Source organism: Streptomyces sp. NPDC033165, assembly GCF_055577965.1.
In genome coordinates, this window is record NZ_JBVIPK010000001.1 from 493,749 (window position 1) to 507,735 (window position 13,987).

A 13,987-nucleotide genomic window follows, 5' to 3' on the forward strand; every position below is an offset into this window, starting at 1 on the left:
ACGTATGCGGACGCCCCCGCCCGGGAGCGGTCCGGACGGGGCTTCGCCGTCCTCCGACTCGATCCACGCCTCGCGGATCCGACCGCCACTCATGCACGTGTCCCTCTCGTCATGCGGTACGCGGAAGCGCCGTGATTCGGTGATCCGGATCGCCGCTGCAACCTCGCCTAGGGGCAGACCCGCGGCGAGCCCGTGCAACTGCATGGCACACGGAGAGCTGCGTACGGGTCCGGCAGCTGTACGGTGCACTTGATCGCTTTGTGGGCGCGGAGCGGCTCTTGCCAGCCATGGCGGCCACGCCTGAACACCCAGAGCAATGCTGCGATCGATGCCCTGGATGGTCAGTGCCAGACAGGCGTCCCGTCGTGCAGCTACACCAGCCGTCCCTCGTCGAGGGCTCGGACCGCCGCGTCCAGCCTGACCCTCATCCGATGACCTACCAGTTCACGCGCTTTGTCCAGCGTCACGTACGCCGCCTCGGACAGCTCCTCGTCGTGGGGGCGCAGCTCCCCCGGCACATCGAGGGTGACGCCGTCGAAGATGAAGGCGATCTGATCGTCCCACGGCCCGTGTGGGGCCACCCAGTCGACGACCAGGAGCCCGCGCAGGGCGACGTCCAGGCCGAGTTCCTCGCTGAGCTCCCGTGCGACCGTCTCCTCCGGTGGCTCGTTCGCCTCGGCCATCCCGCCCGGCAAATCCCAGCCCGGCTTATAGGTCGGGTTCACCAGCAGCACGCGGCTGTCTGCGTCCCGGAGGAGCACGTCGGCCGCGACCCGCTTCCGGGGCTGGGTGGCGTTGCCCTCGGCGAGGTAGGCGTTCCAGGCGTCGGGGTCGTCGGGCGACGGCTTCATGAGGTGGCGCCTCCCGGGGACGGCGGGATGATGTCGGCCAGGAGGAGCACTCTCGCCCTGCGTGCGTCGTCGAAGCGCATCAGGTACTCCCGCACGGGCCCGTAACCCTTTTGGGGCTCCAGCAGGCGCCGGAGGTCGTCGAGTTGGTGGATGACGCGGACAGAGCCGAGGGTGGGGCTGGTGGTGAGCAGGTCGTGGCCAACGGCTACCGCCGCGTCGAGGTCGAGGCGCTGCACGTGGATAGTGGCGAGGGTAATGCGGCTGAGGGCCAAGGAGCGGGCCCGGCCCGACTCGCGCAGGCGTACGGCGTCCTTGGCGTGGGCCAGGGCCTCGTCGAATCGCTCCAGGTCGCGCAGGATCAGCGCCGACTCGCTCGCCAGGGCGGCGGCGTCGAAGGGACTCAGCCACGGGTGCTCGGAGTCACGTCCACCTCGGCTGGCTCGGCGATCACATCGAAGGGTTCCAGCCCCAGGGCGGAGCGAACGCCTGGCGAACGCAGCTCACCCTCACCGAGCAGATCCGCCTCACTCGTCTCGTGATGCTGCACGCCGCAATGACGATGCCCCCTCGCCGAGCGGGTGACCATGGCGGCCGTACCAGGCAACCACAGCGAGGCCGTGCGCTTCGCCGGACGCGGCGTGACCCGCTACGACGACTCTCACGACACCGAGGCCCTGATCTCCGTCCGCGACGCCCTGGAGCTGAACCCAGAGCTGTACGGGCACGTCGAGTGCTACGTCCCGGACACCGACGAGCTCACCGTCATCGTGGACTGCTCCGGGACCACGGTGGCGCATGCACACGGGCACCAGTGGCGGCCGGGGAAGCATTGGGACTGGTGGCGCGGCCAGGCATTCAACAAGGAGTCGGCCATGCACCAGGCGGATGTCCTGCTCGTCGGCCACCCCCACAACGAATACGTGGATGCCGACGGCCCGCGGACGTTCCTCCAGCCACCGGCCATGGAGAGCGAGTCCACGTGGTGGCGGCACGCCAAGGGCACCACGGGGGCGCCGGGTCTGATTGTCGCCGTGACGCGCGACGGCCAGGTGCCCGTGAAGGAAGTGGTCCGATGAGCCTGCATCTCGCCGACCTCGAATCAGCCGAAGCCGCCCCGGCCGTCGACTGGTCCGTCCTCGCCGAGCCGCAGGTCGAGAGCGTGGCGGAGGCGGTCGCCCGATACTTCGCCCGCGACTACGGCCTCACGCTGGAGTACGACGACGCTGTCCAGGAGGCGTTGTTGGTGGCCGCCGAGCGCGCCTCGACCGTGCGGCAGATCCTCGCCCAGCACGGCACCGGCCTGCTGCACCGATGGCTCTCCCAACGGCTTCGTGACCGCTGGCTGACCGAGGCCAAGCATCGCGTCCGCCACACCTCGTACGAGGCCGCCTGCGAGGCGGGACGAAGGGAGCGTGCGTGAGCAGGTATGAGCGCACGCTCGTCGAGCACCTCCTCCCGGCCGTCTGGGATATCGGGGCCGCGTACGGCGGCCGCAGCCCGACCGCCCCGGACGCGGACATGCCGAAAGGGACCGTCGATCCAGAGACAGTCAGCACACTGCTCGCCCACCTGGCCGACATCAGTCGGGGATGGGCAACATGCGACCTCTCCCTGAAGGAGCGGCGGGCTCTGTTTCTCCGATACGCCTTGGACTGGCCAGACGAGCTGATCGCCGCCCGCGACGGTATCACCGGCCGCGCCGTGCGCTACCGGATCGAGCGAGGCGTCGGAAAGATCGCCGCACAGCTCAATGGAACCGCCTACGTCGATGGCTATGACGCGCTGGAGGAGCAGCCTGCCATGCCGTGGGGCGGACGGCGCAAGGAGGGCTTCGGTTAGAGAGGAGTCCTCCTTCGCTTCAAAAACCGCTTACGGCGCGAGCCCTGTCCGCTTGGCCATCGTCATCAGGTCGGGGCGGCTCCGTTGATGCATGACGGAGAGAACTCGCAGCACCTCGCGACTCATCGGGTGGATCTCGGCCATCTGCGGGGAGACCTCGAACGCCTTCTTCAGCGCCTCCTCGGCACCCTGAAGATCCTTTGTCGCGAGCCTGGCCCTGGCCACGTCGATGTAGAGGCGTCCAAGACGATTTGGCTTGAGGCCGGATGGCGGGGTCAGCATCAACGGGTCGGACATTGCTGTCGCCTTGCCCGGCTGGTCAAGTTCGATGTGGGCCGCAAGTTCGTAGAGCGCTGTGTTCCCGGCGCCGAAGGTGAGATTATGCCGCAGCAGGTCACCGTCGAGCTGCCCAGACAGCGTCTTCGCCTTCTGGAGATGGTCCGCGGTGGCGCTCTTGTCCTTGTGTCGGGAGGCGAGTACCACCCCTCGCAGGTGGAGGGAACCAAGCGCTATGACGCGCTCGGGCCCATTTCCCCCAGCAGACTCGTACTTCGAGATCGCGCGCTCGACGATCGCAAGCCCATCGTCGTACTGCCCCGCAGATTGGAAAGTGCCGGCCTCGTTCCATGCAGCAGCGGCCTCGGCCGTTGGGTTCCAGGTCTGCTGGGCAGCCCACTGCTGGCGGGAGACGATCATGTCGGCGAGGTCGGGCTGTGCCAGACGATGAGCCACCGCATAGGCGCAGCCGTACAGATCAGCTACCTGCCCCCAGGCTTGAGCATCGCCGCTTGCATCGATCGCGGTCGCCGTTGCCTGTCCCAGCAGCTTGGGCAGGACTCGCAGCAACTGGAGGTAGCGGGTTTCCGCCCGCAGTTCGGCCGCGTCTTTGAGGCTGGCCGCGAGCTGGTCAAGCGGGGGCGTGTCCTCCTTGGGCAGAGTGTGCCGACGAACGGCGCCACGCAGTTCATTGAGGAGATCGGCTTGCTCCGATGGCCCGAGAAACGGCTGACCGTAGATGCGGGCGGTGGGGACATGGAGAGCCTTCGCGATAGCCGCCACCACGGGCGGCGTGGCCGGCCGGAGCCCCGTCTCGATCTTCGTTAGATACGAGACGGAAATCTTCGCTTCCCGAGCCAGCTTCGTTTGGCCCATTTCGCGAGCCTTGCGCAATACGGCGATGTTCTCACCGGCGGTGGGGGTGCTCTCCATGTAGCTACTCTTCCATGTCAAGAAGCTCGGCAACACCAACTAGAGCTTGGCTCATTGCAGTTGTGCAAGCGCTGTGTCAACTGATCTTGGTCCTCCACGGTTGTCTGGTTACAGACAGCAAGTCGACCTCAACACGGAGGCACACATGAGCATCTGGTGGACCCTCAAGGCCACTGAAGGCGGCAACCCGCAGGACGACTCGAACAGCGGGAACAAGCACGGAGGCGGGGGCAGCGACGAGGGTGGGAACACCAACGACGGCCAGGGCCCGGCGGACGGCAAGTAGATGACCGAAGAGACCAGGACACCACCGACATCGGAGTCACTCGCGGCGGAGCTGGTCAGCAAGGGGTCCCTCACCTCTGACTGGCTTCCCTCCTTCACTGCCTGCCCGAGGGACAAGTTCCTCCCGGACGCCATCTGGCCCGGCCGGGCCGGCATGAACCGCCAGGACGACCGGGTTCTACGCTCCGAGACCCCGGACCTGTGGCGTCAGGCCGCGTGGACGGACGCGCCGATCACGACGCAGTGGGACCGAGGAAGCTACGACGGACCTGGACGCGGGCGCACTCCCACGTCCTCCTCCTCTATGCCCACGATGGTCTTCTCCATGCTTCACGATCTCGACGTGAAGCCGGGGCAGCGCGTACTGGAGATCGGCACGGGTACCGGGTGGAACGCGGCGCTTCTGTGTCACCGCCTTGGTGACCAGAACGTTTTCACCGTCGAGGTCGACTCCGAGTTGGCGCAGGCCGCGCGGGGACGCCTCCACTCCTGCGACTTCGCTCCGCACATCACCATCGACGACGGGACCAGCGGCTACGGCAAGAAGGCTCCGTACGACCGCATCATCGCGACCTGCTCGGTTGGCGAGATCCCGACCCAGTGGGTCGGGCAGGCTAGGCCCGGCTCCATTATCGTCGCGCCCTGGGGGCCCACGTACGGTGGAGAAGGAATCGTCCGGCTGACGGTCGATGAGTCTGGAGTCGCGCAGGGGCACTTCACCCGCTCGTCGGCGTTCATGCGCATCTCGCAGCAGCGCAAACAGCTCCCCCAGATTCCCGAACGCCTGGGCGGGCAGGACTGGCCGGCCGACGCCGACCTGACTGTCACCGAGCTGTCCCCGGACAACGTGGGCGACTGGATTCACATGTTCGCCATCGGTGTCCAGGTCCCGGACCTGTTCTGCCGCGTCACGTACGGCGAGCCGGTGGAGGACGGGGACCCGGACGAAGCGAGGCAGGACGGCTCGTACCGGCTGTGGCTCGGCAGCACCCGTGACTCCTCCAGTTGGGCCACGGCCGACTACGCCCCCGGCCTGGACGGCTACGTGGTCGCCCAGGCGGGCCCCCGTCGGCTGTGGGATGAGCTGGAGGCAGCCTGGCGCTGGTGGGACAGTCGAGGCCGTCCCGGGTTCGAGCGCTTCGGCCTCACAACGACCGGCGGCCCCGACTTCACCGCGTGGCTCGACACACCCGACAGCCCGGTCCCGAACCAGACCAAGGGCGATACCGCCTGACGTGGGTCCCAAGTGCTGCACCGTCCTCTTCGGAGCGGTGAAAGGGACGCTGCCCAGCGCAAGCGTCCCCAGCCGGGTTCTCACGGCAATCCCCGAGAAGCCCCTGCCCCGCCTACGCGATCCGGCCAAAGAGCGTCGTAGGCGAGGCAGGTCTCAACGCGATCACCAACCGAGGGAGGAAGGACCTCCTCATGCGTGACCGGAACCAGCTTGCCTCCCCTCATAGGCCATCCGTCAAGGGACGACCTTCGCACCGGCAGAGGACCACACGGTCCATCGGCCAGTGGAAGGTCACCTCGGACGGCTGGTTCTGGGGCGGCCTCCTTGCCTTCCTCGTCTGGGGGTCCATCTGCGCCTTCCTGGTGCTGGCCGTCACAGGACGGCTGCAACCCGGAAGCCAGTAACCGGCCTCTCGCCCCAGTCGCATCGCCCGGCCTCCGAGCCGACCCGGCGGTGCCAACCGAGGCGAGCGCAGACCTCCGCCCGCTGCCGCCCTGGATGCCCGACCTGGCTCCCCCGGCTGGTCATAATCCGCGGCAGCGGGCGGGCTCCAACATCATCGTCCCGCAAGGAGACCAAGGAGCTCTGCCATGCATTTCCGAAAGATCCACGGGGCAGGCAACGACTTCATCCTGTTACCCGACCCCGACCCCGACCCCGCCCTGAGTAGGAACTGGGGGAAGGAAGCCGAGCGGCTCTGCGCCCGTGGCATCGGTGTCGGCGCTGACGGCCTCGTCGTGACCAAGCGTCTCAGCGACGACGGACGGCTACTCGAAGTCGAGTGCTTCAACGCCGACGGCTCGACCGCCACCATGTGCGGCAATGCTCTCCGATGCACCGCCTGGAGCGCGCATCAGCTCTACGGGGTCACGGAGCTCAAGCTCATCATGGCCGGCGTCGCTCACGAGGCCGTTGTCCAGCAGGACGCCACGTGGGTCACCACCGAAGTTGGCACCCTTCAGCCGCGGCTCGTGAACGTGGTGATCAACGAACGTGTCATCTGGTTCGACGGGCTTCACACCGGCACGGAACACGTGGTCGCCCTCGTGCCTGACGTGGACGCCATCGACGCAGTGACCGTAGGGCGTCTGATTCGGCATCACGAAGTGCTGGTCCCGCTCGGCACGAACGTGAACTTCGTGCAGCCCGTCGGCCACCAGTCGTTGAAAATCCGCACGTACGAGCGCGGAGTCGAGGCCGAGACCCTCTCCTGCGGCAGTGGTGCGGTTGCAGCGGCCATCGTCGCCACCATGCGCGGACTTGTCGCTGACGGCGACGTGACCGTGCACAACCGGGCTGGAGAGCCGCTGACCGTACGTCCACACGGCAACCGTCCGCAGACCCGATGGGTCGGCGGAGCCGTCACCCAGGTTTTCGAAGGGGTCCTCTCGTGACGAAGTTCCTCGACTCCACTGACGCAGAGGCCGTGCAGCGCGCTACCAGCTGCCTGAGGGGCTGGAGGCGCGAACATCAGGGCCTCAAGGTCGCAGTGGTGTACGGCCCCCTGTCGGCCGAGGACCAGCTCTACTCGACGAAGTGTCCGGTCGAACAGAGGTCGAGCACGGCGCTGGCCGAGTCGCTCGCGAGCCTGGGGGTGTGGTTCAAGATCCTCGACCCGACCAGCCCGGACTTCATCGAGGAGGTGAGTCGCTACGACGTGGCCCTGTCCAACCTCCACGGCCCGTTCGGAGAAGACGGCAAGCTCCAGGGCCTCATGGAGTACCTGCGCGTGCCCTATTGCGGGAGTGACGTCCCCGCATCGGCAGTGGCCGCCGACAAGATTCTCTGCAAGCGAGTCATGGAGACCCTCGGAGTCCCGACCCCTGACTGGTGCGTCTGGTCCGGCGGCCCGGCCGAGTGGGATGGCGGCAGCGTCATGGTGAAGGACCCGTTCGGAGGGTCCAGCGTCGGCATGACCCTGGTGCACGAGGAGGTGCATCTCACGGAAGCGCTCAGGGCTGCATCCGGCGCCGGCAACCGTCAGGTGCTCGTCGAGATGTATACGCCCGGCACGCCGGTCACGGTGGGGATGCTGGAGCTGCCCACAGGTGAAGTGCTGGTCTTTCCCCCGCTGGAGACCCGGGTTCACGAGGCCGAATACTACGACGCCGAGACGAAGCTCGACGCGGATGCGAAGGGAAGCGTGTCTGTCGAACGTGCCGACCTGACCCCCGATGTCCTGATGCGGCTGATCAGCCACGCGAAGACCCTGTGGAAGGGGCTCGGCCTGCGCGGTCAGGCGAGGGTCGACTTCATGGTCACGGGGGCCGGTGAGTTGTACGCCCTGGAGGTGAACACGACGCCGGGCATGTCGTGGGGCAGCAACTACATCGTCGGTGCAGTGCTGAGCGGCCTCAACCACAGCGATGTGGTACTGGCGATGCTCCACGAGGCGCTCACCCGCCAGCCGTACGATGTCCCCCTGCCCTCTCCCGTGTTCTCCGGCTCCACGGCGGCCCGGGAGACCGCCGTCTCGCTGTAGGAGCCCTGCCGCTGTGCCGCGCGTCCACGATGTCCCCCTGTGCCGTCAGCTCATCGCCTCTACCGAGTGGGATCAACACGGAGGCTGGGCACTCGGGGACAGGATCGAATGGTCCAACCGGGCGTGCGGCCTGGCATCCCTCCGGATGATCCTGCTCGCCTACGGGCAAGAGCCGCCCACGGTCACGGAACTCCTGAAGCTCGCGGTCAAGCACGAGGTTCTGACACCTCGCGGAGCACTCCACGCAGGTATCGCAAGGCTGGCGACCGACCTGGGAGTTCCGTCGACCGCCGAGCCGGTACTCGTCGAGGAGCTGGCGAGTCGACTCGACACCGCGCCGCTGATGGTCTCCGTGACCGAGCAGCTTCCCGACGACGGCCGCAAGGGTGGCCACCTGATCATCCTTCGCGGCTACGAAGACGGCCCGGACCCGATTGTTCACTTCCGTGACCCGTCGGCCTGGGGCCAGAAACATGACCGAGCCCCGCTGAGCCGCCTAGCCCACTCGTATACCGGCCGCGCGATCACCTTCACACCCTGAGCGACGGAGAATCTTGATGACCGAGGCAGGCGCCTGTACGGTCCGGGCCGAAGGCGGCCGGATGATCGCCGTGCTAGGGGAAATGCTTGAGCTGGGAGACCAGGCAGTCGAGGCACACCGCGAGATCGGCCGGTTCGCCGCCGAAGTCGGTGTCGACCTCGTTCTCGCGATCGGCGGAGACCTCGCAAAGCAGCTCGCCCTCGCCGCTGGCGACACGGGTGTCCCCGATGTGGCGATGGTGGGTGACAACAAGACTGCTGCGGCCTTCCTACACACCATTCTCCAGCCGGGAGACACAGTGCTCGTCAAGGCGTCACGGGGCGGTCAGCTCTGGCAGATCGCCCAGTCCCTCACGGGCCAGCCCGTTACGGATCTGTCCGGCCAGCACCTGACCTGAGGCTCGCGCCCGAACCCCGACTTGCCCAGCGCACCGCCACGCCGCGCTGAAGGCTTCCTCGGTCGCCTACCCGCCGCCACAGGATCGCCACACAGCACCGAGAAACACCCGAGAAATAGTCACAAAGAGTGAGTAGTGATCACTCGTCCGCAGAAGCATAGAAGTGGCCCGGGGGGCAGCAGACGAGCCGTGCTGTACGCCGGGTTCTGTCTCCCGGTCGCCTCGCGGCGGCCGGGGAGACGGCCATCCATCTAGGACCGGCATTGCTGTCGGCCTCCTGCGGTCTACCCGTGAACTCGGGCGAGCAGCCCTCGGACGTTCACGCAGGGCCGTCCCGTTTCCGGCACGACCCCATCTTGACCTTGCTCCGGGTGGGGTTTACCTAGCCGCCTGAGTCACCTCAGGCGCTGGTGGTCTCTTACACCACCGTTTCACCCTTACCCGCGACCGAAGTCCCGGGCGGTCTGTTTTCTGTGGCACTGTCCCGCGGGTCACCCCGGGTGGCCGTTAGCCACCACCCTGCTCTGTGGAGCCCGGACGTTCCTCGGGAGGATCCGGGGATCCTCACGCGGCCGTCCGCACGACTCGTCTGCCGTGACCGCCATCCTACCGGGCCGGTACGGGCGGCCCTGCCCGCGTCCCCCGGTCGCGGCCCCCGGGCCTCCCCGTCCTCACGGTCCTGGCGCGGGACCGGGGAGGGCGGAAGTACGGAAGCAGCCGTGGCGGGGCCGGCGGGGCTGTCGCTTGACCTTGTCGCAACGTCAACGTTTCTACTGGCCGCATGCGTATCGGAGAGATCGCCACGCTCGTCGGAGTCACCTCCCGGGCCGTCCGGCACTACCACCACATCGGCCTCCTGCCCGAGCCCGCCCGGCAGGCCAACGGCTATCGCGCGTACAGCGTCCGCGATGCCGTGCTGCTGGCCAGGATCAGGCGGCTGTCGGAGATCGGGCTCTCCCTGGACGAGGTGCGGGACGTGCTCGCGGACGACGCGGGGCGGGAGCTGGCCGAGGTGCTCGGGGAGCTGGAAGCCGATCTGGCGCGGCAGGAGCGGGAGATCCATGAGCGGCGGCAGGTCCTGGCCGCGCTCCTGGAGGCGCCGCTCGCCTCGGACGGGCCGTTCTCCCCCGCCCTCGCCACGCTCCTGGAGAACGCGCCCGCCACCGCGTCCCCGGCCGCCGCGAAGGACCGCGAGCATCTGGCGTTGCTGGACGCGGCGGGCGGTGGGGCCGGGGCCGAGGTGTTCGCGGCGCTGCGGCCGCTGGCCGAGGACCCGGGCGTACTCGCCCTGTACACGCGGCTCGACGAGCTGGCCGGGGCCGGGGTGGACGATCCGCGTATCGCGCCCCTGGCGGACGAGCTGGTCGCGGCCGTGCCGGACGAGGTGCTGGCGGTGATCCCGGACGGGGAGCCCGCGCCGGCCGGGTTCGGGCGGGTGCTGCTCGACGACTACCCGCCCGCGCAGCGCGAGGTGGTGCGCCGGGTGATGGTGGCGCTGGCCGAGCGGGTACGGGGGAGGAAGACGTGAGCGCCGGGAGGGCGGCGGGGCTGCGGGTGGCCAGGGCCGCCGCGTGGTCGGTGCTGCCCGGTGAACTGGTGCTGGTCGTCTGTGTGGTGGCCGGGGTGCGGATACCCGCCCCGGTCCTGCTGGGGGCCGAGGCCCTGGTGGTGGCCGTGCTCGTCCTGGACGCCCGGGTGCTGTGGCGGCTGTACGCGGCGTCCCGCCGACGGGACGGCACCGGGCGGCGGGAGGCCCTGCGGGCGGCGGTGGGCACTCTGGTGCCGGTGGCGTTGCGGCGGCTCGTGACGCACGAGTTCCGGGCCCTGCACAGCCTCGGGCTGTGGGTCGTACGTCGTCGGCACCGGATTCCGGAGGAGGCGCTGCCCGTCCCGTACACCGGGCCGCAGACCGCGATGATGTACACCTTCGCGCTCGTCTCCGTCCTGGAGACGGTGGTGCTGGCCCTGGTGATCCCCTGGCCGCTGGTCCACGCGATCCTGCTCGTCGTGGATGTGTACGGCGTCCTCGTGATCCTCGCGATGCACGCGGCGTGCGTGACCCGGCCGCACGTGGTCGAGGCGGACGGTTCGCTGCGGCTGCGCTACGGCGTCCTGTTCGAGCTCCGGGTGCCCGCCGCCGTCATCGCCGCCGCCCGGGTGGACCGGCGCTTCCCGGGCGGGGGGCTGGTCCGGGTGGACGAGGACGGGACGCTCGATCTGGCGGTGGGGAGCCAGACGACGGTGACCGTGGAGCTGACGGAGCCGGTGGAGTTCGTGCGGCCGCTCGGCCGGCGCGGGAGCGCCCGTACGCTCCGGTTCAACGCGGACGATCCCCGGGCAGCCGTCGCGGCTCTCGTGACGCCCTCGCTCACGCCGGAGCGAACAGCACCGAACCCGTCCCCGGGCCTGCCTGCGTGAGCCGGACCCGCAGCCGTTCCCCCAGCGGGAGCGGGGCCGCGCCGCCCTCGACCCGGCCGACGACCGCCGGATCCCGGAGGTGCACGGTGCCGACGGACGGGTCGCGGTCCTGGACGTCGACGACATACGCGTCGAACACCTCGCCCACGTGCCGCTCCAGCAGCGCCGACTCGACCAGGTCCACGCTGGCGCGCTCCACGGTGTTGGCGCGGCGCGTGCCCTCGGCCATCTCCTTCGGGAGGACGGGGAGCGCCTCCCGTACCCAGTCCGGGGCCTCCTTCCCGGCGGCCGCGGCGAGGCAGAGCTCGGAGGAGTACCGGTCGACCAGGCGGCGCAGCGGCGCGGTGCAGTGCGTGTAGAGGTCGGCTACGGCGGCGTGCACGGCGGGGTCGGGGAGGTCGCCGTGGTCGAAGGCCGTGTACCCGGCCCCGCGCAGCAGGGTGGTGCACTCCTGGAGGAACGCCGCGTCGTTGCCCTTGCTCGGGTCGAGGGAGCGGACGACCTCGGCGTACGGGACGTGGTGCGGCCAGTCGATGCGCAGGGCGCGGGCGGAGCGCCGCAGCCGGGCGACGGCCCCGTCGGGGGCGACCGGGAGGGTGCGCAGGATGCCGGTGCCCGCGTCGGCCATCAGCCGGGCGGCGGCCATGCCGGTGAGGAGCGAGATCTGCGCGTTCCAGGCCTCGGCGGGGAGCGTGGCGCGGTAGGCGAGGCCGTAGGAGCCCTCGTGCTCGACGATCTCCTGTTCGGGGACGTTGAGCGAGATGCCGCCGCGCGCCAGCTCCTGTTCCTCGCGCAGTCGGCCGATGTCGCGGAGCAGGGCCAGGGGCTCCTCGGCGGTGCCCGCGTCGACCTGTCGCTGCACGCCCGCGTAGTCGAGCTTCGCCCGGCTGCGGACCAGGGCCCGGCGTACGTCGGTGGCGACGGTGCGCCCGTCGCTGTCGAGGTCGATCCGCCACAGGGCGGCCGGGCGCACCTCGCCGGGGAGCAGGCTGGCGGCTCCCTCGGAGAGGACGGCGGGATGGAGCGGAAGCCGGTCGTCGGGAAAGTAGAGCGTGGTGACCCTGCGGTGGGCCTCGGCGTCGAGCGCGCCGCCCGGCCGCACAAAGGCGGCGACGTCCGCGATGGCGTAGTGCACGCGGTAGCCGTCCCGGCGGCGCTCCAGGTGCATCGCCTGGTCGAGGTCCGTGGAGGCGGGCGGGTCGATGGTGAGGAACGGCAGGTCCGTGGCGTCCTCGCGGACGCCCAGGTCCGGGGCTCTCGCCGCCGCCTCCGCCTCCGCGAGCACCTCGGGCGGGAAGGCGCCGGGCAGATCGGGCTCGGTGCGCAGCGCCCGCAGGGCGGCCCCGAGCGAGCAGTCGGCTGCGCCGGTCATACGCAGGTGGCGGCGGGGCATGGACCGAGCGTAGGCCGGGAGGTGGCGGGCGGCATCCGGGCGGCGCGCCGCTCCCCGCGCGCGGGCAGCGCCGCCGCGAGCCGGACGCGGCGGCCCGGCTGTGCCCAGCCGTCCCGCGCGTACGGGCAGGGCCGGTCCGTCCCCGTACCCTTGCCGGGGACCCGGAGCGCCCGCACGCGAACCAGGCCCGCGCTTGCGCCGTACGTACGAAGGAGAACCGCCGTGCTCGTGCTGTTGCCGCCCTCCGAAGGAAAGGCCGCCTCGGGGCGGGGGGCGTCCCTGAAGCCGGAGTCGCTGTCGCTTCCGGGGCTCGCCCCGGCCCGGGCGGCGGTGCTGGACGAGCTGGTCGAGCTGTGCCAGGCGGACGAGGAGAAGGCGCGCGAGGTGCTCGGGCTCAGTGTGGGGCTGCGGGGCGAGGTCGCGAAGAACGCCGAGTTGCGGACTGCCGGGACCCGTCCGGCCGGGGAGCTGTACACCGGTGTGCTGTACGACGCGTTGGATCTGGCGTCTCTGGACGCGGGCGCCCGGCGGCTCGCGTCGACGTCGCTGCTGGTCTTCTCCGGGCTGTGGGGCGCGGTCCGGATCGGCGACCGGATTCCGCCGTACCGCTGCTCGGGGGGCGTGAAGCTGCCCGGCCTCGGGGCGCTCGGCGCGTACTGGCGTACGCCCATGGCAGCGGTCATGCCCGAGGCCGCCGGTGACGGGCTCGTCCTGGACCTGCGGTCCTCGGCGTACGCCTCCGCCTGGAAGCCGAAGGGTGAGGTGGCCGCGCGCACGGCGAGTGTGCGGGTGCTCCAGTCCCAGGTGGTGGACGGGGTCGAGAAGCGGTCCGTGGTGAGCCACTTCAACAAGGCGACGAAGGGGCGGCTGGTACGGGATCTGCTGCTGGCGGGGGCCCGGCCGAAGGGTCCGGCGCAGCTGGTGGAGGCGCTGCGGGACCTCGGTTACGTGGTGGAGGCCGAGGAGCCGGCCCGGGCCGGGCGGCCGTGGTCGCTGGATGTGGTGGTGACGGAGATCCACTAGGGCCGGTGGTCGATGGTCACGCGGATGTGCCGGCGTCCGGGACGGTCACGGTCCGCCGGACGGCGCTGAACGCCCCTGACGCCTCCAGGAGGAGCCGGCCGCGCTCCGCCGGGCGCCGGGCTTTCGACCGCAGCCCCTCGACCTTCGCCGGTGTCGCGTCAAGGCCCGGCTCCACCGCGATCGCGGCGACCTCCGACACCTCGGCCAACCGCGCGGCTTCCTCCCGTAACCCCTCCACCCGCACGCGGGCCGCTGTCTCCCGCTCCTCCAGCACTCCCAGCACTCCCAGTACTCCCAGCACCGACGCCATCGCGC

Annotated in this window: 17 protein-coding genes and 1 other RNA gene; 12 read left to right on the plus strand and 6 right to left on the minus strand. The window is 69.9% G+C overall.

The features are described from left to right. Positions 1-371: 371 nt before the first annotated feature. Both ACZ5WC_RS02250 and ACZ5WC_RS02255 read right to left on the minus strand, forming a co-directional pair. Positions 372-851: an NUDIX domain-containing protein gene (locus ACZ5WC_RS02250; RefSeq protein WP_468539043.1), complete on the minus strand. Its 480-nt coding sequence runs from the start codon at positions 849-851 to the stop codon at positions 372-374. Further along, positions 848-1,087 carry a hypothetical protein gene (locus tag ACZ5WC_RS02255; protein ID WP_468539044.1) on the minus strand — a complete coding sequence of 80 codons (240 nt, stop codon included), beginning with the start codon at positions 1,085-1,087 and terminating at the stop codon, positions 848-850. The genes ACZ5WC_RS02250 and ACZ5WC_RS02255 overlap by 4 nt, the downstream gene beginning before the upstream one ends. A gap of 348 nt (positions 1,088-1,435) precedes the next feature. Between ACZ5WC_RS02255 and ACZ5WC_RS02260 the strand changes: the two genes are divergently transcribed. From ACZ5WC_RS02260 to ACZ5WC_RS02270, 3 genes are read left to right on the plus strand one after another with little or no spacing between them, the layout of a single operon-like run. Then, positions 1,436-1,927: a hypothetical protein gene (locus tag ACZ5WC_RS02260; RefSeq protein WP_468539045.1), complete on the plus strand. Its 492-nt coding sequence runs from the start codon at positions 1,436-1,438 to the stop codon at positions 1,925-1,927. Further along, positions 1,924-2,271 (plus strand): hypothetical protein, encoded by a 348-nt coding sequence (locus ACZ5WC_RS02265; RefSeq protein ID WP_468539046.1) that lies wholly within the window; start codon positions 1,924-1,926, stop codon positions 2,269-2,271. The genes ACZ5WC_RS02260 and ACZ5WC_RS02265 overlap by 4 nt, the downstream gene beginning before the upstream one ends. After that, positions 2,268-2,690, plus strand: a complete 423-nt coding sequence (locus ACZ5WC_RS02270; RefSeq protein ID WP_468539047.1) for an RNA polymerase sigma factor sigma-70 region 4 domain-containing protein — start codon at positions 2,268-2,270, stop codon at positions 2,688-2,690. Before ACZ5WC_RS02265 ends, ACZ5WC_RS02270 begins: the two co-directional genes overlap by 4 nt. A gap of 30 nt (positions 2,691-2,720) precedes the next feature. On the opposite strand, the gene ACZ5WC_RS02275 is transcribed toward ACZ5WC_RS02270, so the two are convergent. After that, a complete protein-coding gene (locus ACZ5WC_RS02275) occupies positions 2,721-3,899 on the minus strand; it encodes a helix-turn-helix domain-containing protein (RefSeq protein WP_468539048.1) in 1,179 nt (392 codons plus the stop codon). Positions 3,900-4,044: 145 nt separating this feature from the next. Between ACZ5WC_RS02275 and ACZ5WC_RS02280 the strand changes: the two genes are divergently transcribed. The 6 genes from ACZ5WC_RS02280 to ACZ5WC_RS02305 all read left to right on the plus strand — a co-directional run bounded on the left by ACZ5WC_RS02280 (position 4,045) and on the right by ACZ5WC_RS02305 (position 8,838). Next, positions 4,045-4,185 (plus strand): hypothetical protein, encoded by a 141-nt coding sequence (locus ACZ5WC_RS02280; RefSeq protein ID WP_468539049.1) that lies wholly within the window; start codon positions 4,045-4,047, stop codon positions 4,183-4,185. A gap of 153 nt (positions 4,186-4,338) precedes the next feature. Continuing rightward, positions 4,339-5,418, plus strand: coding sequence for a methyltransferase domain-containing protein (locus ACZ5WC_RS02285; RefSeq protein WP_468539398.1), 1,080 nt, complete (start codon positions 4,339-4,341; stop codon positions 5,416-5,418). Between the two features lie 590 nt (positions 5,419-6,008). Beyond that, positions 6,009-6,812: a diaminopimelate epimerase gene (gene dapF, locus ACZ5WC_RS02290; protein WP_468539050.1), complete on the plus strand. Its 804-nt coding sequence runs from the start codon at positions 6,009-6,011 to the stop codon at positions 6,810-6,812. After that, complete coding sequence (locus tag ACZ5WC_RS02295) at positions 6,809-7,900, plus strand: D-alanine--D-alanine ligase family protein (RefSeq protein WP_468539051.1); 1,092 nt, start codon at positions 6,809-6,811, stop codon at positions 7,898-7,900. The genes dapF and ACZ5WC_RS02295 overlap by 4 nt, the downstream gene beginning before the upstream one ends. Then, on the plus strand, positions 7,833-8,441 hold the full coding sequence (locus ACZ5WC_RS02300) for a C39 family peptidase (protein WP_468539052.1): 609 nt from the start codon (positions 7,833-7,835) through the stop codon (positions 8,439-8,441). Before ACZ5WC_RS02295 ends, ACZ5WC_RS02300 begins: the two co-directional genes overlap by 68 nt. A gap of 16 nt (positions 8,442-8,457) precedes the next feature. Continuing rightward, the gene (locus ACZ5WC_RS02305; protein WP_468539053.1) at positions 8,458-8,838 is read left to right on the plus strand and encodes a glutamate ligase domain-containing protein; all 381 of its coding nucleotides are present in this window, start codon (positions 8,458-8,460) and stop codon (positions 8,836-8,838) included. Between the two features lie 179 nt (positions 8,839-9,017). On the opposite strand, the gene rnpB is transcribed toward ACZ5WC_RS02305, so the two are convergent. Next, an RNA gene (gene rnpB / locus ACZ5WC_RS02310) (RNase P RNA component class A) lies at positions 9,018-9,426 on the minus strand. Between the two features lie 193 nt (positions 9,427-9,619). Between rnpB and ACZ5WC_RS02315 the strand changes: the two genes are divergently transcribed. Both ACZ5WC_RS02315 and ACZ5WC_RS02320 read left to right on the plus strand, forming a co-directional pair. Next, positions 9,620-10,366, plus strand: a complete 747-nt coding sequence (locus ACZ5WC_RS02315; protein ID WP_468539054.1) for a MerR family transcriptional regulator — start codon at positions 9,620-9,622, stop codon at positions 10,364-10,366. Further along, positions 10,363-11,256: a hypothetical protein gene (locus ACZ5WC_RS02320; protein ID WP_468539055.1), complete on the plus strand. Its 894-nt coding sequence runs from the start codon at positions 10,363-10,365 to the stop codon at positions 11,254-11,256. Before ACZ5WC_RS02315 ends, ACZ5WC_RS02320 begins: the two co-directional genes overlap by 4 nt. Here the strand turns inward: ACZ5WC_RS02320 and ACZ5WC_RS02325 are convergent. Next, positions 11,207-12,649, minus strand: coding sequence for an RNB domain-containing ribonuclease (locus ACZ5WC_RS02325; RefSeq protein WP_468539056.1), 1,443 nt, complete (start codon positions 12,647-12,649; stop codon positions 11,207-11,209). The two genes, ACZ5WC_RS02320 and ACZ5WC_RS02325, sit on opposite strands and share 50 nt — an antisense overlap. 222 nt (positions 12,650-12,871) lie before the next feature. On the opposite strand from ACZ5WC_RS02325, the gene yaaA reads away from it, so the two are divergent. Next, complete coding sequence (yaaA, locus tag ACZ5WC_RS02330; RefSeq protein WP_468539057.1) at positions 12,872-13,672, plus strand: peroxide stress protein YaaA; 801 nt, start codon at positions 12,872-12,874, stop codon at positions 13,670-13,672. Positions 13,673-13,688: 16 nt separating this feature from the next. Here the strand turns inward: yaaA and ACZ5WC_RS02335 are convergent, their stop codons facing one another. Then, positions 13,689-13,982: a hypothetical protein gene (locus ACZ5WC_RS02335; RefSeq protein ID WP_468539058.1), complete on the minus strand. Its 294-nt coding sequence runs from the start codon at positions 13,980-13,982 to the stop codon at positions 13,689-13,691. Positions 13,983-13,987 lie beyond the last annotated feature (5 nt).